General features: G+C 72.6%; 19 protein-coding genes. 10 read left to right on the top strand and 9 right to left on the bottom strand.

All coding sequences use genetic code 11. The features are described from left to right. Window positions 1–79 precede the first annotated feature (79 nt). Window positions 80–517 (bottom strand): MarR family winged helix-turn-helix transcriptional regulator, encoded by a 438-nt coding sequence (locus ACZ60T_RS27395; protein WP_365624633.1) that lies wholly within the window; start codon window positions 515–517, stop codon window positions 80–82. A gap of 222 nt (window positions 518–739) precedes the next feature. On the opposite strand from ACZ60T_RS27395, the gene ACZ60T_RS27390 reads away from it, so the two are divergent. Further along, window positions 740–997 (top strand): ribbon-helix-helix protein, CopG family, encoded by a 258-nt coding sequence (locus ACZ60T_RS27390; RefSeq protein ID WP_365624636.1) that lies wholly within the window; start codon window positions 740–742, stop codon window positions 995–997. Here the strand turns inward: ACZ60T_RS27390 and ACZ60T_RS27385 are convergent. Then, complete coding sequence (locus tag ACZ60T_RS27385) at window positions 967–2,421, bottom strand: NCS2 family permease (RefSeq protein ID WP_469668257.1); 1,455 nt, start codon at window positions 2,419–2,421, stop codon at window positions 967–969. The genes ACZ60T_RS27390 and ACZ60T_RS27385 overlap by 31 nt on opposite strands. Before the next feature lie 251 nt (window positions 2,422–2,672). Here ACZ60T_RS27385 and ACZ60T_RS27380 point away from each other — a divergent pair, with 251 nt between their 5' ends. After that, window positions 2,673–2,924 carry a DUF2530 domain-containing protein gene (locus ACZ60T_RS27380; RefSeq protein ID WP_365624642.1) on the top strand — a complete coding sequence of 84 codons (252 nt, stop codon included), beginning with the start codon at window positions 2,673–2,675 and terminating at the stop codon, window positions 2,922–2,924. A gap of 99 nt (window positions 2,925–3,023) precedes the next feature. Beyond that, window positions 3,024–5,417: an HAD-IC family P-type ATPase gene (locus tag ACZ60T_RS27375; protein ID WP_469668256.1), complete on the top strand. Its 2,394-nt coding sequence runs from the start codon at window positions 3,024–3,026 to the stop codon at window positions 5,415–5,417. Between the two features lie 28 nt (window positions 5,418–5,445). On the opposite strand, the gene ACZ60T_RS27370 is transcribed toward ACZ60T_RS27375, so the two are convergent. From ACZ60T_RS27370 to ACZ60T_RS27360, 3 genes are all read right to left on the bottom strand, one after another. Beyond that, a complete protein-coding gene (locus ACZ60T_RS27370) occupies window positions 5,446–6,285 on the bottom strand; it encodes a DUF5707 domain-containing protein (protein ID WP_365624648.1) in 840 nt (279 codons plus the stop codon). A gap of 163 nt (window positions 6,286–6,448) precedes the next feature. Continuing rightward, window positions 6,449–9,643 (bottom strand): sacsin N-terminal ATP-binding-like domain-containing protein, encoded by a 3,195-nt coding sequence (locus ACZ60T_RS27365; RefSeq protein WP_469668255.1) that lies wholly within the window; start codon window positions 9,641–9,643, stop codon window positions 6,449–6,451. Between the two features lie 78 nt (window positions 9,644–9,721). Beyond that, window positions 9,722–10,648, bottom strand: a complete 927-nt coding sequence (locus tag ACZ60T_RS27360; RefSeq protein WP_469668254.1) for a DUF3027 domain-containing protein — start codon at window positions 10,646–10,648, stop codon at window positions 9,722–9,724. Between the two features lie 342 nt (window positions 10,649–10,990). Here ACZ60T_RS27360 and ACZ60T_RS27355 point away from each other — a divergent pair, with 342 nt between their 5' ends. The 4 genes from ACZ60T_RS27355 to ACZ60T_RS27340 all read left to right on the top strand — a co-directional run bounded on the left by ACZ60T_RS27355 (window position 10,991) and on the right by ACZ60T_RS27340 (window position 14,536). Continuing rightward, a complete protein-coding gene (locus ACZ60T_RS27355) occupies window positions 10,991–12,442 on the top strand; it encodes an MFS transporter (RefSeq protein ID WP_469668252.1) in 1,452 nt (483 codons plus the stop codon). 71 nt (window positions 12,443–12,513) lie between these two features. Then, complete coding sequence (locus ACZ60T_RS27350) at window positions 12,514–12,975, top strand: DUF2771 domain-containing protein (RefSeq protein WP_365624657.1); 462 nt, start codon at window positions 12,514–12,516, stop codon at window positions 12,973–12,975. Further along, window positions 12,945–13,685 carry a futalosine hydrolase gene (locus ACZ60T_RS27345; RefSeq protein WP_469668251.1) on the top strand — a complete coding sequence of 247 codons (741 nt, stop codon included), beginning with the start codon at window positions 12,945–12,947 and terminating at the stop codon, window positions 13,683–13,685. Before ACZ60T_RS27350 ends, ACZ60T_RS27345 begins: the two co-directional genes overlap by 31 nt. Next, window positions 13,682–14,536, top strand: coding sequence for a 1,4-dihydroxy-6-naphthoate synthase (locus tag ACZ60T_RS27340; RefSeq protein WP_365624663.1), 855 nt, complete (start codon window positions 13,682–13,684; stop codon window positions 14,534–14,536). The genes ACZ60T_RS27345 and ACZ60T_RS27340 overlap by 4 nt, the downstream gene beginning before the upstream one ends. Before the next feature lie 25 nt (window positions 14,537–14,561). Here ACZ60T_RS27340 and ACZ60T_RS27335 read toward each other — a convergent pair whose 3' ends face one another. Beyond that, window positions 14,562–14,945: a cold-shock protein gene (locus tag ACZ60T_RS27335; protein WP_365624666.1), complete on the bottom strand. Its 384-nt coding sequence runs from the start codon at window positions 14,943–14,945 to the stop codon at window positions 14,562–14,564. 171 nt (window positions 14,946–15,116) lie between these two features. Between ACZ60T_RS27335 and ACZ60T_RS27330 the strand changes: the two genes are divergently transcribed. Next, window positions 15,117–15,368, top strand: coding sequence for a hypothetical protein (locus tag ACZ60T_RS27330; protein ID WP_365624669.1), 252 nt, complete (start codon window positions 15,117–15,119; stop codon window positions 15,366–15,368). A 15-nt stretch (window positions 15,369–15,383) separates the two neighbouring features. On the opposite strand, the gene ACZ60T_RS27325 is transcribed toward ACZ60T_RS27330, so the two are convergent. Both ACZ60T_RS27325 and ACZ60T_RS27320 read right to left on the bottom strand, forming a co-directional pair. Then, on the bottom strand, window positions 15,384–16,001 hold the full coding sequence (locus ACZ60T_RS27325) for an HAD family hydrolase (protein ID WP_469668249.1): 618 nt from the start codon (window positions 15,999–16,001) through the stop codon (window positions 15,384–15,386). A gap of 81 nt (window positions 16,002–16,082) precedes the next feature. Then, the gene (locus ACZ60T_RS27320; protein WP_469668248.1) at window positions 16,083–17,087 is read right to left on the bottom strand and encodes a hypothetical protein; all 1,005 of its coding nucleotides are present in this window, start codon (window positions 17,085–17,087) and stop codon (window positions 16,083–16,085) included. 289 nt (window positions 17,088–17,376) lie between these two features. On the opposite strand from ACZ60T_RS27320, the gene ACZ60T_RS27315 reads away from it, so the two are divergent. After that, entirely contained in the window at window positions 17,377–19,941 is a 2,565-nt protein-coding gene (locus tag ACZ60T_RS27315) for a helicase-associated domain-containing protein (protein WP_469668247.1), read from the top strand. Between the two features lie 110 nt (window positions 19,942–20,051). Beyond that, on the top strand, window positions 20,052–21,698 hold the full coding sequence (locus ACZ60T_RS27310; RefSeq protein WP_365624682.1) for a DNA repair helicase XPB: 1,647 nt from the start codon (window positions 20,052–20,054) through the stop codon (window positions 21,696–21,698). On the opposite strand, the gene ACZ60T_RS27305 is transcribed toward ACZ60T_RS27310, so the two are convergent. Continuing rightward, window positions 21,661–21,888 (bottom strand): hypothetical protein, encoded by a 228-nt coding sequence (locus tag ACZ60T_RS27305; protein ID WP_365624685.1) that lies wholly within the window; start codon window positions 21,886–21,888, stop codon window positions 21,661–21,663. The two genes, ACZ60T_RS27310 and ACZ60T_RS27305, sit on opposite strands and share 38 nt — an antisense overlap. Between the last annotated feature and the right edge of the window lie 291 nt (window positions 21,889–22,179).

Genomic DNA, 22,179 nt, shown 5'->3' with positions numbered 1-22,179 from the left:
ACCGCGTCCGCCAGGGCGGGGGTGGAGCACGGCCGCGGCGTGCGGCGCTGATGCGCCGCTGCCGCGGCCGTGCGTGCGGTCACAGATGCGCGAGCTTCTCGAGGACGGGGGCGGCGGCGCGAAGCGTCTCCCACTCGTCCTCGTCCAGACGCTCGACCAGTCCGGCCAGCCAGGCGTTCCGCTTGCGGCGGCTCTCCTCGAGCATCACCTCGGCCCGCTCGGTCTGGGTGACCACCTTCTGGCGCCGGTCCTCGGGGTGGGACTCCAGACTGACCAGCTCCTTGCTCTCCAGCAACGCCACGATGCGGGTCATCGACGGCGGCTGGACATGCTCCCTGCGGGCGAGCTCGCCCGGCGTGGCGGAGCCGCAGCGGGCGAGGGTGGCGAGCACCGACATCTCGGTCGGGCTCAGCGACTCGTCGACCCGCTGGTGCTTGATGCGGCGCGACAGGCGCATCACCGCGGAATGCAGGGCATTCACAGCGGCGGCGTCATCGCCATGGGTAAGGTCAGCCATGCTCTTTAGCGTAACTCATTACTTTTGCTAAAGACCACCGCTCAACGGGTGACTCCCGCCACTTACGCGTGTGCGCCCGCGCACAGACGCGCGCCCACACGCGCCCACGCACGCCCACGCACGTCCACGGCGAATCTCCGCGCGGCACCAGATCACCCGTACGAGTGATCCCGGACCGGAACGCGCCGCACCGCCCGCCCGGATCGGGCAACCCTCGTACCCATGGAGACCGAGGAGACCGAAGTGCTCAGCGTGCGGGTGGACCGGGAACTGCTCGACCGGCTCCGGTTCCATGCCGCCAAAACAGGAATGAGCGTCCAGGACTATGTCGTCCGGACGCTCGTTCGCCATGACTTCGACGAGCGGTTCCAGGCCGCCGTCGAGGAGACGGAGAGGTTCTACGGGGCGCCCGACCCGGGGGACAGCTCGGGCGGGCGCCCACCGGCGGATCAGGTCAGACCGAGCGCCGGCATCAGGTAGTAGAAGGCGAAGACCGCCGACACCACGTACATCGCGGCCGGGATCTCCCGCGCGCGGCCCGCGGCGAGGCGCAGCACCACGAAGGTGATGAAGCCCATGCCGATGCCGTTCGTGATCGAGTAGGTGAACGGCATCATCAGCATCGTCACGAACGCCGGGATCGCGATCGTGTAGTCCGCCCAGTCGATCTCCTTGATGGAGCTCGACAGGATCAGGAAGCCGACCGCCAGCAGCGCCGGGGTGGCCGCCTGCGACGGGACCATCGTGGCGATCGGGGTGAGGAAGAGCGCCACCGTGAAGAGGCCGCCCGTGACGATGTTCGCGAAGCCGGTGCGCGCACCCTCGCCGACGCCCGCCGTGGACTCCACGAAGCAGGTGGTGGCCGAGGAGGAGCTGGCGCCGCCGAGCGAGACCGCGAGGCCGTCCACGAGCAGGACCTTGTTCATGCCCGGCATCTCGCCGTCGGCGTCGGTCAGCTTGGCCTCGTCGCTGACGGCCATGATCGTGCCCATCGCGTCGAAGAAGCACGACAGCAGGACCGTGAAGACGAAGAGGATGCCGGTGAGCGCGCCGACCTTCTCGAAGCCGCCGAACAGGCTGACCTTGCCGAGCAGACCGAAGTCCGGGGTGGCGACCGGGTTGCCCGGCCACTTCGGGACGGTCAGGCCCCAGGACGGCACCTTGGCGATCGCGTTGATGACCACCGCGAGGACGGTCATGCCGACGATGGAGATCAGGATCGCGCCCGGCACCTTGCGGACCATGAGCGCGAGGGTCAGCAGCACACCGAGGACGAAGACCAGGATCGGCCAGCCGTTGAGGTGGCCGTCGCCGCCGAGCTGGAGCGGGACCGTGGTGTGCGCGACGTCCGGGATACGGCTGACGAAGCCGGAGTCCACGAGACCGATCAGCATGATGAACAGGCCGATACCGATCGAGATGGCCTTGCGCAGACCGAGCGGCACGGCGTTCATCACGCGCTCCCGCAGACCCGTGGCCACCAGCAGCATCACCACGAAGCCGGCGAGGACGACCATGCCCATCGCGTCCGGCCAGGACATGCGCGGCGCGAGTTGCAGGGCGACGACCGTGTTGACACCGAGACCGGCCGCGAGCGCGACCGGGACGTTGCCGATCACACCCATGAGCAGCGTGGTGAAGGCGGCGGTCAGGGCGGTCGCGGTGACGAGCTGACCGTGGTCGAGCTGGTGCCCGTACATGTCCTTCGCGCTGCCGAGGATGATCGGGTTCAGCACGACGATGTAGGCCATCGCGAAGAAGGTGGCGAAACCACCCCGGATCTCACGCGGCAGGGAGCTGCCCCGCTCGGAGATCCTGAAGAAGCGGTCGAGGGCACCCGAGGGGGACGGGGTGCCCGGCGGCTGGTCCTGGGGCGTGACCTTGGCGGGGGCCGGGGTGGGCATGCGTGACCTCAATACTGCGGGGATCTTCAGGGGACCTGACAACGTGCTCGAATCTCGCCAGTCCGTACACCACCGGAGGACTCCCCCTTGCCTCTTTTGGTGTTTCCTACGAACATACCTGGCCAGACTCAAACCGTTTCAGTATGAACATATAAGGCCGTGATCGCCATCTCCGCGCGTAGACCGTTGGGATCAGCGGCCGAACCCGGGGTCGGCCCCACACCCGTACGCCCTCCTCGTAAGCTGAGCGCATGGCGAAGTGGACCCCCAGGCACCCGGCGCCGGAGCCCCTCGAGGGCCCCGTGGTCGCCACCATCACCGGCGGCACGATCCTCTGGTTCGTCCTCTTCCTGGTGCAGCTCCCGTTCTATGGCTGGTTCGACTCCCATGGGCACACCTGGTGGCTGTGGACCTGCCTCACGGGCGCCGGCCTCGGCTGCCTCGGCATCTGGTACGTCCGCGCCCGCGACGCCGCGCTCAAGCGCGCCGCCTCCGAGCGGTAGCCGAGCGGGTACCCCCACCGCGCGGGAGCACTCGTGTCGGGCCCGAACTTCGGGACCCTCGACGGGTGAACGCTCATATCGCCACGTACCGTCGAATGCATGACGCACATCGACGCGGGCGCCGAGCTCGATCCCGTGCACCCCGCTCCCCTGCCGGGACCGACCCGGGGACTGTCCGCGGCCGAGGTGGCCGAACGGGTCGCCCGGGGCCAGATCAACGACGTACCCGTCCGCAGCAGCCGATCCCTCGGCGAGATCGTCCGGGCCAACGTCTTCACCCGCTTCAACGCGATCATCGGTGTGCTCTGGCTGATCATGCTGTTCGTGGCGCCGTTCCAGGACAGCCTGTTCGGCTACGTGATCATCGCCAACACCGCGATCGGCATCATCCAGGAGTGGCGCGCCAAGCAGACCCTGGACTCGCTCGCCGTGATCGGCGAGGCGCGGCCGACGGTGCGCCGTGACGGGGTGGCGGCCGAGATCGGCACGTCCGAGATCGTGCTGGACGACATCATCGAGATCGGGCCGGGCGACAAGGTCGTGGTCGACGGCGTCTGCGTCGAGGCCGATGGGCTGGAGATCGACGAGTCGCTGCTGACCGGCGAGGCCGACCCCGTCGTCAAGCGCTCCGGCGACCATGTCATGTCGGGCAGCTTCGTGGTCGCGGGAGGCGGCGCGTTCCGGGCCACCAAGGTCGGCCGACAGGCCTATGCCGCCCAGCTCGCCGAGGAGGCGAGCCGCTTCACTCTCGTCGACTCCGAGCTGCGCACCGGTATCTCCACGATCCTCAAGTACGTGACGTGGATGATGATCCCGACCGCGCTGGGCCTGGTCATCAGCCAGCTCGTGGTCCAGCGGCACGGCTTGAAGGACTCCGTGGCCCGGACGGTCGGCGGCATCGTGCCGATGGTCCCCGAGGGCCTCGTCCTGCTGACCTCCGTGGCCTTCGCGATCGGCGTCATACGCCTGGGCCGCAAGCAGGTCCTCGTCCAGGAGCTGCCCGCGATCGAGGGGCTCGCCCGCGTCGACACCGTCTGTCTGGACAAGACAGGCACGCTCACCGAGGGCGGCATGGACGTCAGCGAACTGCGCCCGCTCCAGGGCGCCGACGAGACGTACATACGCAAGGTGCTCGGCGCGCTCGGCGAGGCGGATCCGCGCCCCAACGCCTCCCTCCAGGCGATCATCGACGCCTACCCGGACAGCGAGGACTGGCGCTGCACCGAGGCGCTGCCCTTCTCCTCCGCCCGCAAGTACAGCGGCGCCGCCTTCAGCGAGGGCGACGGCGAGTCCAGCACCTGGCTGCTCGGCGCCCCGGACGTCCTCCTGGGCCCCGACGACCCAGCGCTGGAGGAGACCGCGCGCCTCAACGAACAGGGCATGCGCGTGCTGCTGCTGGCCCGCGCCACCCGCGAGCTGGACGACCCCCTGGTCAAGGAGGGCGCGCGGCCCACCGCCCTCGTCGTGCTGGAGCAGCGGCTGCGCCCGGACGCCGCCGAGACGCTGCGCTACTTCGCCGAGCAGAACGTCCGCACCAAGGTGATCTCCGGCGACAACGCGGTGTCGGTGGGCGCGGTGGCCGGGAAGCTCGGCCTGTCCGGCGAGGTCCTGGACGCCCGTCGGCTGCCCGAGAACCAGGTCGAGATGGCGAAGTCGCTGGACAAGGGCACCGTGTTCGGGCGGGTCACGCCCCAGCAGAAGCGGGACATGGTGGGCGCCCTCCAGTCGCGCGGGCACACGGTCGCGATGACCGGTGACGGCGTGAACGACGTCCTCGCGCTCAAGGACGCCGACATCGGTGTCTCGATGGGGTCGGGCTCGGAGGCGACCCGTGCCGTGGCCCAGATCGTGCTGCTGAACAACAGCTTCGCCACGCTGCCGTCGGTGGTCGGCGAGGGCCGACGGGTGATCGGGAACATCACCCGGGTCGCCTCGCTCTTCCTGGTGAAGACCGTGTACTCGGTGCTGCTGGCGCTGCTGGTGGTGGTCTCGCAGGTGGAGTATCCGTTCCTGCCCCGTCACCTGACGCTGCTGTCGACCCTGACGATCGGCATCCCGGCGTTCTTCCTGGCGCTGGCCCCCAACCGGGAACGCGCCAAGCCCCACTTCGTACGGCGGGTGATGCGGTACGCGATCCCGGGCGGGGTCGTGGCGGGCGCCGCCACCTTCGTCATGTATCTGGTCGCCCGCCGCCACTACGCGGGCCCGGGTGCGCTGGAGGCACAGACCAGCGCGGCGACGCTGACCCTGTTCCTGATCTCGCTGTGGGTGCTGGCGATCATCGCCCGGCCCTACACCTGGTGGCGGATCGGGCTCGTGGCCTCGATGGGCGCGGCGTTCCTGTGCGTCCTGGCCGTGCCCTCGCTCCAGGAGTTCTTCGCGCTGAAGCTGGTCGGGGTGACGGTCCCGTGGATCGCGGTGGGTGTCGCGGTGGTGGCGGCGGCCGTCCTGGAGTTCCTGTGGAAGTGGGTCGACCGCCGCTTCCCCGCGTAGGGCCTGCCTGGTGGGAAGGCCCCGGTGGTTACTTGACCTGGATGTAGTCACCCGCGGCGTTGACCGCCGGGGTCGTCGTGGTGCCCGCGAAGGAGTAGCGGTAGTAGCCGCTCGTGGACGCCTTGACCGTGGTCTTCAGGTTGCCCGTGCTGTTGGTCTTGATGGTCTTGATGGTGGTGTAGGTGTTGCTGCCCTTCTTGCGGAACTGCAGCTTCACCGGCTGGGCGGAGTAGCCCGCGTACTTCTCGCTCTCCCAGTTGGCGCGGGACAGCTTGCCCGTCACCGTGATGGTCTTGCCCTTCTTCACCGGCTCCGGCGACGCGTTCACCGTGAGCTGGGAGGCGCGCTGCACGTAGAAGCTCTTGGCGTTGTCCTTCTGGACGTAGTCGTCGTCCTTGCCCTGCGCGATCGCCCAGGTCTTCCAGGTGCCCGCGTGGGCGTTGGGCAGGTCGTAGTTCGCCTTGACCGTGTAGGTCTGCTTGCAGTTCGAGGTGGTGGCGTTGACCTTGGTGCAGGTGGCGCTGTCCTCGTTCGGCACGACGCCGTTGTCGCTCTTGTCCATGGTCGAGCCGTGGTACAGGATCGCGAGGGCGAAGTCGACGCCGGAGTTGTCGGTCACCTTGAAGGTGACGGTGAAGGTCTTCTTCGTGGTGGGGCCGAAGACGACCGCCTTGCCGCCGTTGACGACGACGTTGGAGATCTTGGTGTCGCCGTAGGTCTCGTTGGCGGCCGACTTGCCCGCCGACGGCGAGACGCTGCGGGCGAGCGAGCCGATGCCCGGGGCGTCGGCGGCCTGCGCGGCCGGAACGGCGAGAGCCGTGAGAGCCAGTGCGCCGGTCACAACGGCGACGGAGGCACGAATGCGCATGTGTGTTCCCCACGTGGAAAGGACACGCGGGGCGGTGCTACGACGCCCGCGTGCCGGTCTGTTTCAGCGGAACCGATGGGCTCCGCGGAAACAGACCGGCGGCGAGCGTGAAGAGTTGTATGGCGATGTGAAGTTCTTACGAAGGAATGTTTAGAGCCGGATCTCAGTCGAACCAGCGGTCCCGGGCCAGCTCCTCCGTGCGGGACGGGTCCTCCAGCAGGGCCGCGACCTCGAAGCGGCGCGGCCACTGGCCCGCCGCCCAGGCGAGGCCCGCGGCGACGCCTTCCAGGGTGGCGGCGTGCAGCACCCCGTCCGAGGTGAGCCGCCAGTCGATCTCCACGCCGTCCACGACGAGTTCCTCGTGCTCGATGTACGACGCCGGGGTCGCCGCCCCGAGCAGCACCCGTACCGACTCCGGTACGTCGTGCTCGGTGCCCTCGGAGGTCACCTCGCCCGTGACCGACTCGCTCAGCCGCCGCACCTGGAACAGCTCGGCCAGATCGGCGGCCCGCGCGGGGCGCACCAGCAGCAGCGGGACACCCTCGGTGAAGGGCAGCAGGTCCGGCGAGTCGACCACCACGGCGTCGGCGGCGTCCACGACGGTCACCCGGCCGTCGACCACCGCGCGCACCTCGTCCGGCAGGGTCACCTGTTCCGGGTCGAGGTCGGCCAACGCGCCGTAGAGGGCGTGCAGTTGGGAGGCCGAGAGCTGCCGCTCGGGGTCGGCGAGCCGGTCGAGCAACTCGGCGGCGCCGCCGGGCTCTTCGAGGAGCGCGGCGACCGACGTCCGTACGCCGAGGGCCCGTAGCACCTGCTCGTCCTCGAACCCGGCGGCGTCCACCTCCTCGTACAGACCGCGCAGCAGCGGGTCGCCACCGGAGGCGAGCAGACCGGCGGGGCGACGGCCGCCGAGGACGGGGTGGCCGCGCAGCCACCAGGCGGCGTACGGCCGTACGACCTCGTGGGTGCCGTCCGGCAGCAGGATCCGCACGGGCTGGGTGAGCGCGTCGCGCAGCGGCGGCCGGGAGAGCAGGGCGAGGGCCTGCGGCCAGCGGTCGTCGTCGACGAGGTCGAGGTCGCGTACGGCCACGATCTCGGTCGCCACCGGCGGGACGGGGGTGTCGGGCAGCCGGTCCAGGACGTCCTCGCACCACACGTCGACGGCGTCCAGCAGCCCGATGTCGTCGGGTTCGGCGAAGTCCGTGTCGCGGGGCTCCAGTTCGTCCGGGTCGAGGACGACGTCGGTGGCGCGGACGAGCGCGAAGGTGGCGAGCACCCCGCAGGCGGTCAGCGGCTGTTCGCCCCAGCGCTCGGCCAGTTCGGCGTCCACGAAGGCGAGTTCGCCCTCGCGCATGACGCTCGCGAACGGGCTGCCGGGCAGGACGAGTTCTCCGGCGGGCGCGAGGTCGCCGTCCTCGTCGGGCAGCGCCAGGGCGCCGAGCCAGGGCTCGGCACCGGGTTCGAGGCCCGCCTCGCGGACGAGGGCGAGCACGGTGTCGGCCAACTCCTCGGCGTCCAGGCCCTCCTGGTCCCAGCCGGGGCCCTCGTCCTCCAGGGAGGCGGCGACGGCGGCGCGCACCTGGGGGGTGGTGAGCACGGCGCGCGGGGTGGCCGGGAGGGCGCCGAGCTTCTCCAGGAGGGGGTGGACGGCGTCCGGGTGGGCGATCTTCAGGCCGAGCCGGACCAGGGCCTCGGGGGCCACCGGCGGCCCGTCGAAGGTCGGCAGCAGCACCTGCCGGGGCCCGATGGTCGTCCGCCCCGCGCTCATGCCGAACTCGGACGAGGAGGTGTCCCCGGCCAGCGGCACCGGCAGCCCGGAGAGCCGGTCGGGGTCGACCCCGGCCAGGCTGTCGTACAGCCGCCACCACCAGTCGGGTTCCTTCTCCAGGCCCGCGAGCCGGTCGACCGCCTCGGTCAGCGGCAGCCGGGCGACGCCCAACGTCCGCAGTTCCACGCGGCGTTCGAGGCCCGCGGGCAGCAGGCTGGGCAGCACCTCGGCGAGGACCCGCACGGTCTCGGCACCGGCGCCCTCGACGATCTCGGCGTCGCGGGGGCGCAGCGCCTCGGGCAGTTCGTCGTCCTCGCCGGGCTCGTTCGCGGGCGGCAGGAACGCGGTGCGCGGCAGCCGTTCGAGGACGGCCCGGCGCAGGGCGCCGTCCAGCTCGCCCGCGCCCAGCGGGCCCGGGATCAGGTCGAGGACGCCGGGGGTCACCGGGCGCCAGGCGGCGAGGAGTTCGGCGTAGGCGTCGGCGGCGCGCTCCACCAGGAAGTCGGTGAGCGGGCCCGGGGCGGCGTGGCGGCGGCTGGGGTCCAGCGGGAAGGACGCGATCAGCAGGGCGGGCACGCCGAGCCGCTCGTCGCTGGGGGTCGGCGCGTGCACGACCGGTGCGGTGCGCGGCCGGGCCGGGGTGCCGTCGGTGTCGGTGGGGACGGCCCAGGTGAGGGACCAGTGGGGGCGCAGCCGCTCCTCGACCGGACGGTCGGCGAGCAGGTCGGGGGTGAGGGCGCCGTGCCGGGAGACGGTCCGCCAGCGGGTGGTGCCCGTGGGGGTCCCCCCGCTCGAGCCGAGTCGAGAGTGGGGGACGGAGTCCTCGATGACGGTGTCGGCGCCGTCGGCGCGGCGGCGCAGGGTGCGCGGCGCCCGGTCGCCGATCTCGAGGACGACTTCCGCCAGGCCGGGCAGCGCGAGCAGGAGGGCGTCGTCGACCGCGTCGAGGAGCCGCTCGGCGAGGTCGGCGGCGGCCGTGTCGCGCAGCGGGAGGATGACGACGGTGTCGTACGGGTCGGGGGCGGTGCCCTCGGCGGCGAACGGCAGCCGCAGCAGCGGTACGTGTCCGTCGCGGCGGCGGATCTCGTCGCCGAGGCCGGGGCTGTGGCGGGCGGTCTCGCCGGCCAGTTCATGGGCCTCGGCCAGGGACCAGCGGACGCCGCCGTGGCGGCCGACGACGGCGGGTTCGTCGCTGACCGCGAGGACGGCGGCGAAGCCGACGCCGAAGCGGCCGACGGCGCCGGTGTCGGCGGCGGTGTCGCGCTTGGCGGAGGCCCGCAGTGTGGACAGCGACTCGACGCCCGCCGCGTCGAGGGGCGCCCCGGTGTTGGCGGCGATGAGCACGCCGTCGCGCAGGGTGAGCCTGAGGCGTCCGGGCACCTTCGCGCGGGCCGCCGCGTCGGCGGCGTTCTGCGCGAGTTCGACCACCAGCCGGTCGCGGTACCCGCCGAGTACGAGGTCCTCCTCGGCGTTGGCGTCCTCGCGGAACCGGGCCGGGCTCGTCGCCCAGGCGTCCAGCACCCCGCGTCGCAGGCGGGCGGTTCCGAACGGGTCCGCGCCCTCGGCGGCCGGCCGCACGAACTTGCTCACGCTTTCACTCTCCCTCTCGCGGCGCGCGTCCGCTCACCGCGGGACGAAGGTACCGTCCGGCCGTCGGGGGTTGTGCCGCTACGAGTGCCCCAGCTCCGCGCCCGACTCGTCCGCCGTGTCCGGGACGGAGCCCGAGTCCGGGGCGGGCCGCAGCGGGAAGGGCTCCACCGTGGTCTCGTCGACGACCGGCGGGGCGGGCCGCGGCGGCTTCGGCATGACCGCGGCCTCCGAGTGGGCTCCGCAGCCGTACGCCAGGGAGACAAGACGGCCGTCCGCCGGGGAGAACTCGTTGGCGCACACGCCGAACGCCTGCCCCAGCGAGCCGCCGACGGGTGCCAGGAAGCCGCAGCTCACGCAGGTGGCGGGGGCCGCTTGGGCCATCGGGGTCTTCGCCCCGAACGCCTCGTCCCAGCGGTCGGCCGCGGCGCGCAGCCCGTAGCGGGACAGGACCCGGGCGCGGCGCATGCCCAGCTCCTCGGCGACCGCGGCGATGGAGCCGCGTGAGGGGGCGACCTGGAGGTTCGCCGGGGCCTCGGCGGTCACCTCGGCGTCCTCCGCCTCGGCCGGCTCCGCCATCTCCGCGGAGACCGCGGAGTTCGGCGGCGGCTCGTCCGCGCCGGTGTATCCGGGCTCCAGGCGCGGGTCGTCGGCCTCCGTGGGCAGCAGGTCGCCGGGGCCGAGGTCGCCGGGGCGCAGCCGCTCGCTCCAGGGCAGCCACTCGGGTGCGAGCAGCGCGTCGGGGCCGGGCAGCAGCACCGCCTCGTCCAGCGTGACCACCTTGGCGCGCGACGCCCGCGTGACGGTCACCGCCCAGCGCCAGCCCCGGTAGCCCAGCTCCTCGCAGCCGAAGAAGTGTGTGACAACGCGGTCGCCCTCGGACACCGCCCCGACGTGCTCGCCGACGACGCCGGGCCAGGCGACCTCCTCGGCGGCAGCGCGGGCGAGGTCGACGGCCTCGGCGCACAGGCGGTCGGGGGTGCGGCTTCGCGTTGTCGCTGCGCTCACAGGTATCGCTTCTCTCCTACGCGTCTCACGGGTGCGTCTTTCTTCGGCTTGGTGCGGACGGAGCGGACCCGGGGACCGCGTCTACGCCCGCGCCCGATCGCACTCGGGCGCACCCACACCACCCATTCTGAGGGATGGACAAGAGGCGCGCGGCCGAGAGCAACCGCCATGGCGCGCTACGCACGCTACCTTCTCCGGGCCACGGCGCCCACACCGAGTCACCGCCCGCCGCCACCTCGGGCCCCACCAGGGGGCCGTCGGCACCCGTCGGTACGACAACCACAGGACCCCGGACGCGCCGCCACCTCACCACGCTCGCCCTTCTCAGGGCACTATGACGGGGTGGCAGCGGCAAGGTCGTCCCATGAAGCCCCGGGGATCGACGAGGTGGAGGGGCGTGGCCGAGAAGGCGGTTCGGGCCGGTTCGGCGGGTCCGTCCGTGCGGTCGGCCGTGCCCTGCGGCTGCCGCTCGTCGCCGTCGTCCGCGGCATCCGCAAGGCGACCTTCGCGCACGGCGCGGGCGAGTCCGGCCTCGGCAAGCTGATCGAGCTGCACGCGGTGAACGGCGCGGGCGATGTCATGATCACCGTCGCGCTCGCCTCCACCGTGTTCTTCTCCGTACCGACGGACGAGGCCCGCGGACGGGTGGCGCTCTACCTCGCCATCACCATGGCGCCGTTCACGCTCCTCGCCCCGGTGATCGGCCCGCTCCTCGACCGGCTGCCGCACGGCCGCCGGGCGGCGATGGCGGGCGCCATGCTCGCGCGTGCCCTGCTCGCGCTGGTCATCTCCGGGGCGGTCGCGAGCGGCAGCCTGGAGCTGTATCCGGCGGCGCTCGGTGTCCTGGTCGCCTCCAAGGCCTACGGCGTGATCCGCAGCGCGGTGGTGCCCCGGCTGCTGCCGCCGCGCTTCTCGCTGGTGAAGGCCAACTCCCGGGTCACGCTGGGCGGTCTCCTCGCCACCGGTCTGGCGGCTCCGCTCGGCGCCGGGCTGCACACCATCGGCCCGAGCTGGCCGCTCTTCGGCGCGTTCACGCTGTTCGTCGCCGGAACGATCCTGTCGTTCTCGCTGCCGCCGAAGGTGGACTCCGCCAAGGGCGAGGACACCGCGCTGCTCACCGCGAGCACCGGGCACGCGCATGCGCGCAAGGGCGGCAAGGGCGGTACGGGACAGCCGCGGCCCGGACTGCGTACGGTCGGGCCCGCCGTCACCCACGCCCTGGCCGCCAACGCCACGGTGCGCTGTCTGACCGGCTTCCTGATCTTCTTCCTGGCGTTCCTGCTGCGGGTGCACCCGCTCGCCGGGCAGAGCGCCGCGGTGTCCCTGGGGATCGCGGGCGTCGCGGCCGGCGCGGGCAACGCGCTGGGCACGGCGGTCGGCGCCTGGCTGAAGGCGCGCGCACCGGAAGTGATCATCGTGACGGTGGTAGCGGGCGCGCTGGGCACGGCGCTCACCACGGCGCTCTTCTTCAGCCTGTTCATGGTGGCGCTGCTGTCGGCGGTCGCCGGGTTCGCGCAGGCCCTCGCGAAGCTGTCGCTGGACGCGCTGATCCAGCGGGATGTGCCGGACCTGGTCCGTACGTCCGCGTTCGCGCGCTCCGAGACGCTGTTGCAAGTGGCGTCGGTGCTGGGCGGCGCGGTCGGCATCGTGCTGCCGCTGAACGGGATGCTGGGTCTCGCGGTGGCGTCCGCGATCGTCGCGACGGGCTGGCTCGCGACCGTACGGGGGCTGCTCGCCTCGGCCCGGCGCACCGCCGCCGCGGGTGCCCTGACCGGTGGGGCCGACGGCACCTGATCGCACGAGCGCGCGGCACGTCGTACACCCCACGTGGGGAGTGAACTGGACACGCCCGATAGCCTTCGGCCATGACCGCACTGCGTTCCCGCCGCACCGTAGCCGCCCTCGGCGCCGTTTCCGCCGGAGTTCTCCTGCTGTCCGCCTGTGACAAGCCGACGCCCATGGCGACCGTCACGGTCGGCACGAACACGGTGAGCACTCAGACCGACTGCTACCACGACGGCAAGGCGGTGAGCGCCGCCGAGGCGACGAAGTGCCTCACGGCGAAGGACGTCCAGTCGATCACGGTCGACCCCGATGACACGGTCCGCTTCGGCGTCGACCCGAGCATCGCGGACAAGGGCTGGACGATCCTGCTGAACGGTCAGCCGCTGACCGACTCCAGCACCAAGACGTACCGCACGATCCCGGGCAGCGTGTTCTTCAACGCGCAGTACGGGGCCAGCGGCAGCTCGACCCGTGTCTCCGTGAAGCAGGGCGAGAACACGCTGACGGGCCTGTGGACGTTCAAGTTCAAGAAGAACTCCTGACCACGTCCTCCCCGCGCGTGCTCGTGGCCACCGCGGTCCCCGTCGAACGGGACGCGGTGGCCGAGGCGCTCGCGTCCCCGGCCGAAGAGGTCGCGCTCCCCGGGGTGAGCCTGCGCCGGACCGGCGCGTTCGATCTGCTCGCCGCGGGCGTCGGCCCCGCCCTCGCCGCGGCCTCCGCCGCCTGCGCGCTCACCGCCGCGGCCCTGCGGGGTGCCCCGTACGACCTCGTCGTGTGCGCCGGGATCGCGGGCGGCTTCGCGCCCGACGCGCCCGTCGGCTCGCTCGTCGTCGCCGACGACATCCTCGTCGCCGACCTCGGCGCGCAGACCCCGGACGGCTTCCTGCCGGTCACCGCGCTCGGCTTCGGAACCGTCAACCATCGCCCGCCGCAGCCACTCGTACGAGAGGTCGCCGCCGCCACCGGGGCCCTGACCGGGACCGTCCTCACCGTCTCGACGGTCACCGGGAGCGCCGCCCGCGCCGCCGAACTGCGCGCCCGCCATCCGCGCGCGCTCGCCGAAGCCATGGAGGGGTTCGGGGTCGCCGAGGCCGCCGCCGCGCACGGCGTCCCCGTCCTGGAGATCCGCGCCGTCTCCAATCCGGTCGGCCCGCGCGACCGCGCCGCCTGGCGCATCGGCGAGGCGCTGACCGCACTCACCGAGGGCTTCGGGAAGCTCGCACCTGTCCTGGAGGGTTGGAACCCCGCATGACCGCATCCAGCACGCCCCTGAAGATCGCCTACTCGCCCTGCCCGAACGACACGTTCGTCTTCGAGGCCTGGGCGCACGGCCGGGTCCCGGGCGCGCCGCCGCTCGATGTCACCTTCGCCGACATCGACATCACCAACGGCATGGCCGAGCGCGGTGAGTTCGATGTTCTGAAGGTGTCGTACGGCGTCCTGCCGCATGTCCTCGACGAGTACGCCCTGCTGCCGTGCGGCGGGGCGCTGGGCCGGGGCTGCGGTCCGCTGGTGCTCACCCGGGAGCCGGGGGCCGACTTGCGGGGGCGGACGGTCGCCGTGCCGAGCGAGACGTCGACGGCGTATCTGCTGTTCCGGCTGTGGGCCGCGGACACCGTGCCCGGTGGGGTCGGCGAGATCGTCGTCATGCCGTTCCACGAGATCATGCCGGCGGTGCGGGACGGGAAGGTCGACGCGGGGCTCGTCATCCACGAGGCGCGCTTCACGTACCAGGACTACGGCCTGCACAAGCTCGCCGACATGGGCGCGCACTGGGAGCGGACCACCGGGCTGCCGATCCCGCTCGGCGCGATCATCGCCCGGCGCACGCTGGGCGCGGACACGCTGCGGCTGCTCGCCGAGTCCGTACGGACGTCGGTACGGATGGCCTGGGACGACCCCGAGGTGTCGCGTCCCTATGTCATGGCGCACGCGCAGGAGATGGACCCGGCGGTGGCCGACCAGCACATCGGGCTGTACGTCAACGAGTTCACGGCGAACCTCGGCGAGGCCGGTTACGCCGCGATCCGGGGGCTGCTCACGCGCGCGGCGGCCGAGGGGCTGCTGCCGCCCCTCGGCCCGAACGCGCTCGCGTTCCCCTGAGTCGGCCGGACGGTCCGGCGCGCGGTCAGACGTCCAACTGGTCGGCGACCGCGCGCAGCAGGCCCGCGATCTTCTTGCCGGAGGCCTTCTCGGGGTAGCGGCCCTTCTCCAGCATCGGCGTGATGTTCTCCAGGAGCGTCGTCAGGTCCTGGACGATGGAGGCGAGTTCGTCCGGCTTCTTGCGCTGGGCCGCCGCGACCGAGGGCGTCGGATCCAGGACGCTGACGGACAACGCCTGGTCGCCGCGCTGACCGGCGACCACTCCGAACTCCACGCGCTGCCCCGGCTTCAGGGAGTCGACTCCGGCGGGGAGAACCGAGGAATGGACGAAGACGTCGCCGCCGTCGTCGCGGGAGAGAAAGCCGAAGCCCTTCTCGCTGTTGAACCACTTGACCTTGCCGGTGGGCACGTCTGTCCTCGTCCTCGTACTCGTCGGAAACTGCGTCTGCACGGTGCAAAACAGCTCTGGATAGCACTACAGCGGGTCGCCACGGACCCGCCGGTACCAAGGCTAATGGTCCAGGGGCCGGTGACAAGACGCCGCCGAGTTGTTCCTCGCGCTGGGAACTACCCTGGTGGGGTGCGTGACAAAACCCAAGCGAATTCCCCGGCGGCCGGTGATTGGCTGATCCGTGCCGGTGTCATCGTGTTCTTCCTCGGAGCGGTGGCCACGCTGGTCACCGTGGCCCCGATGCTGCTCGGCGCGACGCCGTTCCCGACCTATATGTTCGGCCTGAGCATGCTCATGGCCGTGGGCTTCCTGATGGCCGGAGCGGGGCTGCTCCAGTCGATCGCGGAGGGCCGCAGGCGGGCGCGCGCCGCCAAGTCGTAGGCAGGCGGCCCGGTGCTACCGGGACGCGTACGACGTCAGCCAGGCGGGGAACTCGGTGAGGTCGGTCAGGACGACGTCCGCGCCCGCGTCCCGCAGTTCCTCGGCGCCGCAGGGGCCGGTGGCGACGGCGACGGAGTACGCGTCGGCGCGCCGGGCGCCCCGGACGTCACCGGTGTGGTCGCCGACGTAGACCGCCGCGCCGTGCTCCAGCAGCGCCTCCGCCTTGCGCTCGGCCCACAGGTCGCCGATGACCGCGTCGGGTTCGATGCCGAGGTGCTCCAGGTGCAGCTCGGCGTTGGGCTCGTACTTGGCGGTGACGACGATCGCCCGGCCACCCGCGGCCCGCACGGCCTCGATCGCCTCACGCGCACCGACCATGGCGGGCGTCGCGGCGATCGCGATCGTCGGATACATCTCGCGGTAGAGATCGGCCATCGCCTCGATCCGCTCCACCGGGAACCAGTTGACCAACTCGTCCGACAGCGGCGGCCCGAGCCGGGTGACGGCCAGATCGGCATCGATATAGGTCCCCGTCCGCGCGGACAGCTCCCGGTAGCAGGCATGAATGCCGGGCCGGGAGTCGATCAACGTCATGTCGAGATCGAAGCCGACGGTGAAGGCACGAGAGGTCATATGCCCCATTGTCCTCGCCCCGCGAAGGGCTCCTTCGTACGGATGGCGGGTTGTCGGGGGCGTACCGCGTAGGCCCGCGTCTCACCGTTCCCGTTGTGAGCGCCAGGCCAGGTACAGGGCCGAGGCGATGGCCGCGCCGCGTACGACCCAGGGCCAGGTCTGGGCGATCGCGTCGGACATCTGTCCCTGGGCGATCGGGTCGCCCCAGCGGTGGTCGGTGCGGCCCCAGAGCCAGATGATGCCCGCGGCGGCCACCAGGCCGGGCATGCCCATGACGGCCCACTTGGACTCGGCGGGGGTCAGTCTGCGGGACGCCCAGGCGATGAGCCAGCCGAGGCCCAGGGCGATCAGGCTGCCCGTGATCGCGCCGGCGACCAGCAACAGGGCGGCGAGCAGCAGCAGGGGGTTGCGACGGCCGCTGAGGCCGCGGCCGAGGCGGGGCAGCAGGGGGCGCGGGACGGTGGCGGGCTTCTCGTCAGTGGGTTCTTCGTCAGCCGACTTCCCTTCGGTCGGCTTCTCTTTGGCCGGAACTGCCTCCTCCTCCGATACCGGCGGCTTCAGCAGTTCCGGAACCTCAAGGCCACCGACGAACCCCGGCACGCTGTCCCCGAGCCCGAACGCGCTGCCACCGTCCGTGCGCCACCAGTCGGGCCGGGTGGCGCTGTCCCCGAGTTCGTGCGCACCGGCCAGGTGGGGCGGGGAGGGGGCGTTCGCGGAGGTGTCGGCGGGCCGGGGCTCGGCCGCGCGCGGGCGGGGTACGGCGCGGCGCAGGCCCCGGGCGCGGGGGCGGGTGTCCGCCGAGTCCGCGCGCTGGGCGGGGACGTCGACGACGGGGCTCGGGGCGGCGGCGCCCGGACTGTCGGTGGACGCGGCGGCCACGACCTCGTCGGGGGTGCCGAGCCGGTCGAGGATGCGGCGCACGGCGGCCGGGTTGTCGGCCGCGGACCCCGCGCGGCTGCGGTCGATCTCGTGGCGCAGCCCGGAGACGAGCCGCATGCGCGCGCCCGACGGAAGCTGTTGCTGCTGGGCCAGGTCGCCGACCTTGCTCAGATAGTCGAAGACCAACTGATCGCTCTCGATCCCCACGAAGTCCCTCCGGGGTGCGCCGGGTTCACCCGTCGTACCGTATCCCGCTCCCCCCGTCACCGGGGTCCCCCGACCGGCCCCGTGTCGACCACCGCGTCCACCGCACCCGTCCTCCACGTCGACCACCTCAGGCGTTCGGCCCCGACCGCCCCCCAACCCAGGCTTCCCGGTCGCACCGTCACCGGGAGTCTCCCGACCGGCCTCCGCGTCGGCCACCCCCGTACGCCGCACCCGGCCGAACCCCCCACACCCCGGCCCCACCCCGGTCTCACCCGCTACCGTTGATCGGATGACCCCCGAGGCGCACTCACGCAAGGAACCCCCGGCCCCCGCGGCCCCCCGCTCGCTGGCCGAGGCTCTGCGCGCGCGGGACGACGCCTCCCTCGCCGCCCTGCTGTGTGCCCGCCCGGACCTCATCACGCCCGTCCCCACCGACCTCGCGCAGCTCGCCGCCCGTGCCGCCACCCGCGCGAGCGTGGTCCGCGCGCTGGAGCGCCTCGACCGGTTCGCTCTACAGACCGCCCAGGCCCTGGCGGTGGCCGCGGACCCGGCGACGTACGACGAGCTCCTGCGTCTGCTGGCGGGCGACGGCGGCCCGGAGGCCGACCCCGTGACCGCCGAGGCGCTCCCCCGCGCCCTCGGCACCCTGCGCGAACAGGCCCTCGTCTGGGGCACGGACGAGCGTCTCCGGCTGGTCCGCACGGCCCGCGAGATGCTCGCCCCCTCGCCGCAGCACCCCTCTCCCACCGGTCTCGGCCCCACCGTCGCCGAGGCCACCGCGGGCATGTCGCCCGGCCGGGTCCAGGAGATCCTGACCGCCACCGGGCTGCCGACCACGCATGACGCGGTGTCCGCCGTGGCCTCGCTCACCGCCCTGTTCACCGACCGCGCCCGTACCTCCGCGCTCCTCGCCGCGGCCCCCGCCGAGTCCCTCGACGTACTGTCCCGGCTGGTGTGGGGGCCGCCGTACGGCCAGGTCACCCCGCGCCCGGCGCCGCATCTGCGCTGGCTCCTCGACCGGGGCCTGCTGCTGCCGACGGCGCCCGGCACGGTCGTCCTGCCCCGCGAGGTGGCCCTGCATCTGCGCGACGGTCACGCGCACCGCCGTACCGAGCCGCTCCCGCCCGCCGTGGAGACCGCCGCGACGCACCGTCCCCAGGGGGTGGACGCCTCGGCGGCCGGTCAGGCGTACACCGCGCTCGCGACGGTCGAGGAGCTGCTGCGGGACTGGGACGAGGGCGGGCCGCTGGTGCTGCGCGCGGGCGGCCTGAGCGTCCGTGACCTCAAGCGGACGGCCGTGGCCCTCGACCTGCCCGAGCCCGCCGCCGCCTTCTGGGTCGAACTCGCTTACGCGGCAGGCCTGTTGGCAGCGGACAGCGAGGTCGACGAGCGGTACGCGGCGACCCCGGCGTACGACGAGTGGCGCGAGCTGCCGCCCGCCGAGCGCTGGACCCGGCTCGCCACCGCCTGGCTCACGGCGACCCGCACACCGGGCCTGGTCGGCGGCCGGGACGCCAAAGACCGTACGCTCTCCGCGCTCGGCCCCGGCCTCGACCGCTCGGCCGCGCCGGAGGTCCGCCACCGCGTCCTCGAACTGCTCGCCGCGCTCCCCGACGGCGCCTCGCCCACCCCCGAGTCGATCCTGGCCCGGCTGAGCTGGGAGCGTCCGCCGCGCGGCGACCGGACGGCGGGCGACGATCTGCGCAGCCGCCTCGCGCGCTGGACGCTGTCGGAGGCCGAGACGCTGGGCGTGACCGGCCGCGGCGCGCTGTCCGCGCACGGTCGCGCGCTGCTCGGCCCGCACCCCGGCCAGGCACCGCCCCCGGCCGGTCCGGGCGACAAGCTCCCCGTGCGCCACCGCCACCACCGGCCCGTCCACGACGGCCCCCGCACCACCGCGGAGCGGACGACAGCGGCCTCCCACGCCGCGCGGCTCCTCGCGCCGCTGCTCCCCGAGCCGCTGGACCATGTGCTGCTCCAGGCGGATCTGACCGCGGTGGCCCCCGGCCCGCTGGAGCGCCCGCTGGCCGAGGTGCTCGGGGTGCTCGCGGACATCGAGTCGAAGGGCGGCGCGACGGTCTACCGCTTCACGCCCGCCTCCGTACGCCGCGCCCTGGACGCGGGCCGCTCGGCCGCGGATCTGCACGCGTTCCTCGCCACGCACTCCCGCACCCCCGTCCCCCAGCCGCTCTCCTATCTGATCGACGACGTGGCCCGGCGGCACGGGCATCTGCGGGTGGGGGCGGCCTCGGCGTACGTACGCTGCGACGACGACGCCGTGCTGAACGAGATCCTCGCCGACAAGCGCGCGGCCTCCCTGCGGCTGCGCCGCCTGGCCCCGACGGTCCTGGCCGCCCAGACCGACCCGGCCTCGCTCCTGGACGGACTGCGCTCGCTCGGCTTCGCCCCGGCCGCGGAGTCCGCCGAGGGCGATGTCCTGATCGCCCGCGCGCACACCCGCCGCACCCCGCCGCGCACCGCCCCGGCGCCGGTCCCGGACGGACCCCCGGCCCCGGACGCCGCGCTGCTCACGGCGGCCCTGCGCGCGATCCGCGCCGGGGATCTGGCGGCCACGGCCCCGCGCAAGTCCGGCGGGGTGCCCGCCACGGGCGGCGAACTGCCCCGTACGAGCGCCGCCGAGACCCTGGCCACCGTGCAGGCGGCCGTCCTCACCGGCGGTTCCCTGTGGATCGGCTACGTCAACGCCGAGGGCGCCGCCTCCCAGCGGCTCATCGCCCCCGTCCGTGTGGAGGGCGGCTTCGTCACGGCCTACGACCACACGGCGGACGAGGTCCGTACCTACGCGCTGCACCGGGTCACGGGGGTGGCCGAGCCCGCGGACGAGCAGCCATGAGACAGCCGCGGAACGGCCGTGGAACCGCCATGAACAGCCAGGAACACCAGCGGTGATCATCCCGGAATGAGGCACACTGGACGTTTGGCCCCATGGAAAGGATGCCGCGCGTGAGTGGTCCGCTCATCGTTCAGTCCGACAAGACCCTGCTCCTCGAAGTCGATCACGAGCAGGCCGACGACTGCCGTCGGGCCATCGCCCCGTTCGCCGAGCTGGAGCGGGCGCCGGAGCACATCCACACCTACCGGGTGACCCCGCTCGGGCTGTGGAACGCGCGCGCGGCCGGGCACGACGCCGAGCAGGTCGTGGACGCGCTCGTGCAGTACAGCCGCTACCCCGTACCGCACGCGCTGCTCGTCGACATCGCCGAGACCATGGACCGCTACGGACGGCTGACCCTCACCAAGCACCCCGCCCACGGGCTGGTGCTCACCTCCACCGACCGGCCCGTCCTCGAAGAGGTGCTGCGGTCCAAGCGGATCGCCCCGCTGGTCGGGGCCCGGATCGACCCGGACACCGTCGCCGTCCACCCCTCCGAGCGCGGGCAGATCAAGCAGACGCTGCTCAAGCTGGGCTGGCCCGCCGAGGACCTGGCCGGATACGTCGACGGCGAGGCGCACCCCATCGAGCTGCGCGAGGACGGCTGGTCCCTGCGGGCCTACCAGAAGCAGGCCGTCGAGAACTTCTGGCACGGCGGCAGCGGGGTCGTCGTCCTGCCCTGCGGCGCGGGCAAGACGCTGGTCGGCGCGGGCTCCATGGCCCAGGCCAAGGCCACCACCCTGATCCTCGTCACCAACACCGTCTCCGCCCGGCAGTGGAAGCACGAGCTGGTCAAGCGCACCTCGCTGACCGAGGACGAGATCGGCGAGTACTCCGGTACGAGGAAGGAGATCCGCCCGGTCACCATCGCCACCTACCAGGTGCTGACGACCAAGCGGAAGGGCGTCTACCCGCACCTGGAGCTGTTCGACTCCCGCGACTGGGGCCTCATCGTCTACGACGAGGTCCATCTGCTGCCCGCGCCCGTCTTCAAGTTCACCGCCGACCTCCAGGCGCGCCGCCGGCTCGGGCTGACGGCGACGCTCGTACGCGAGGACGGCCGCGAGTCGGACGTGTTCTCCCTGATCGGCCCGAAGCGGTTCGACGCGCCGTGGAAGGAGATCGAGGCGCAGGGCTACATCGCGCCCGCCGACTGCGTGGAGGTGCGGGTCAACCTCACCGACTCCGAGCGGCTCGCGTACGCCACCGCCGAGACGGAGGAGAAGTACCGGTTCTGCGCCACCACCGACACCAAGCGGAAGGTGACCGAGGCGCTGGTGCGGCGCTTCGCCGGGCAGCAGATCCTCGTCATCGGGCAGTACATCGACCAGCTCGACGAGTTGGGCGAGCATCTGGGCGCGCCCGTCATCAAGGGCGAGACCTCCAACGCGCAGCGCGAGAAGCTCTTCGACGCCTTCCGTGAGGGCGAGATCAGCGTGCTCGTCGTCTCCAAGGTGGCGAACTTCTCCATCGACCTGCCGGAGGCGACCGTCGCCATCCAGGTGTCGGGGACCTTCGGGTCACGGCAGGAGGAGGCCCAGCGGCTGGGGCGCGTGCTGCGGCCCAAGGCCGACGGGCATCAGGCGCACTTCTACTCGGTCGTGGCGCGCGACACCATCGACCAGGACTTCGCCGCCCACCGCCAGCGCTTCCTGGCGGAGCAGGGCTACGCCTACCGGATCATGGACGCGGACGAGCTGCTCGCCGGGGAGAGCTGAGGTACCGCAGGGCGCCGTGGCTGCCACGGCGCCGCAGACCCGCCTCCTCGCAGTACTCGCCGAAGAGCAGGACGTCGAAGGCGGCGCCCGTGTAGACCTGCACGGCGTGCAGGGCGTCGCCGAGGCGGTGGCGGTGCACCCGGCCGAGGGCGGTCGCTCCGGGCCCACCGGGAACGGTTGCTGCACTCATGCTCCCCATGGTGGAACCCCGCGACCCGAATGGCGTCGGACCATGGACGGAGATGGACGGAGACGCGGGTGGACGGGGACGGGGATGGACGTGCACATGGGCGTGACATAGCGGGCCGCCGATATTCAGTGGCCGCCGCATCCGTGTTCTTCTACAATCCCCTCCCTTGCCTGCCTCCCTTCACGGAGAGCCGTCGTCCGGACGGAAACCGGACGGCATGACCGCCGGCCACCCCGCGGACGGCTGATTCCTCACCGCCACCGCGACGGCCCGGCCCGCCACCCCCCGCGT

This window comes from Streptomyces sp. NPDC104371 (assembly GCF_055583785.1).
The sequence above is the reverse complement of the archived record's forward strand: the minus strand, read 5'-3'. Positions and strand labels throughout refer to the sequence as shown.

Bases quoted from the DNA above. Each gene is read 5' to 3' on its own strand.
- ACZ60T_RS27370 (WP_365624648.1), bottom strand. From the start codon at position 6,285: ATGCGCATTCGTGCCTCCGTCGCCGTTGTGACCGGCGCACTGGCTCTC.
- ACZ60T_RS27325 (WP_469668249.1), bottom strand. From the start codon at position 16,001: ATGACCTCTCGTGCCTTCACCGTCGGCTTCGATCTCGACATGACGTTG.
- ACZ60T_RS27305 (WP_365624685.1), bottom strand. From the start codon at position 21,888: ATGAGTGCAGCAACCGTTCCCGGTGGGCCCGGAGCGACCGCCCTCGGC.
- ACZ60T_RS27380 (WP_365624642.1), top strand. From the start codon at position 2,673: ATGGCGAAGTGGACCCCCAGGCACCCGGCGCCGGAGCCCCTCGAGGGC.
- ACZ60T_RS27340 (WP_365624663.1), top strand. From the start codon at position 13,682: ATGACCGCATCCAGCACGCCCCTGAAGATCGCCTACTCGCCCTGCCCG.
- ACZ60T_RS27350 (WP_365624657.1), top strand. From the start codon at position 12,514: ATGACCGCACTGCGTTCCCGCCGCACCGTAGCCGCCCTCGGCGCCGTT.
- ACZ60T_RS27390 (WP_365624636.1), top strand. From the start codon at position 740: ATGGAGACCGAGGAGACCGAAGTGCTCAGCGTGCGGGTGGACCGGGAA.
- ACZ60T_RS27315 (WP_469668247.1), top strand. From the start codon at position 17,377: ATGACCCCCGAGGCGCACTCACGCAAGGAACCCCCGGCCCCCGCGGCC.
- ACZ60T_RS27395 (WP_365624633.1), bottom strand. From the start codon at position 517: ATGGCTGACCTTACCCATGGCGATGACGCCGCCGCTGTGAATGCCCTG.
- ACZ60T_RS27385 (WP_469668257.1), bottom strand. From the start codon at position 2,421: ATGCCCACCCCGGCCCCCGCCAAGGTCACGCCCCAGGACCAGCCGCCG.
- ACZ60T_RS27375 (WP_469668256.1), top strand. From the start codon at position 3,024: ATGACGCACATCGACGCGGGCGCCGAGCTCGATCCCGTGCACCCCGCT.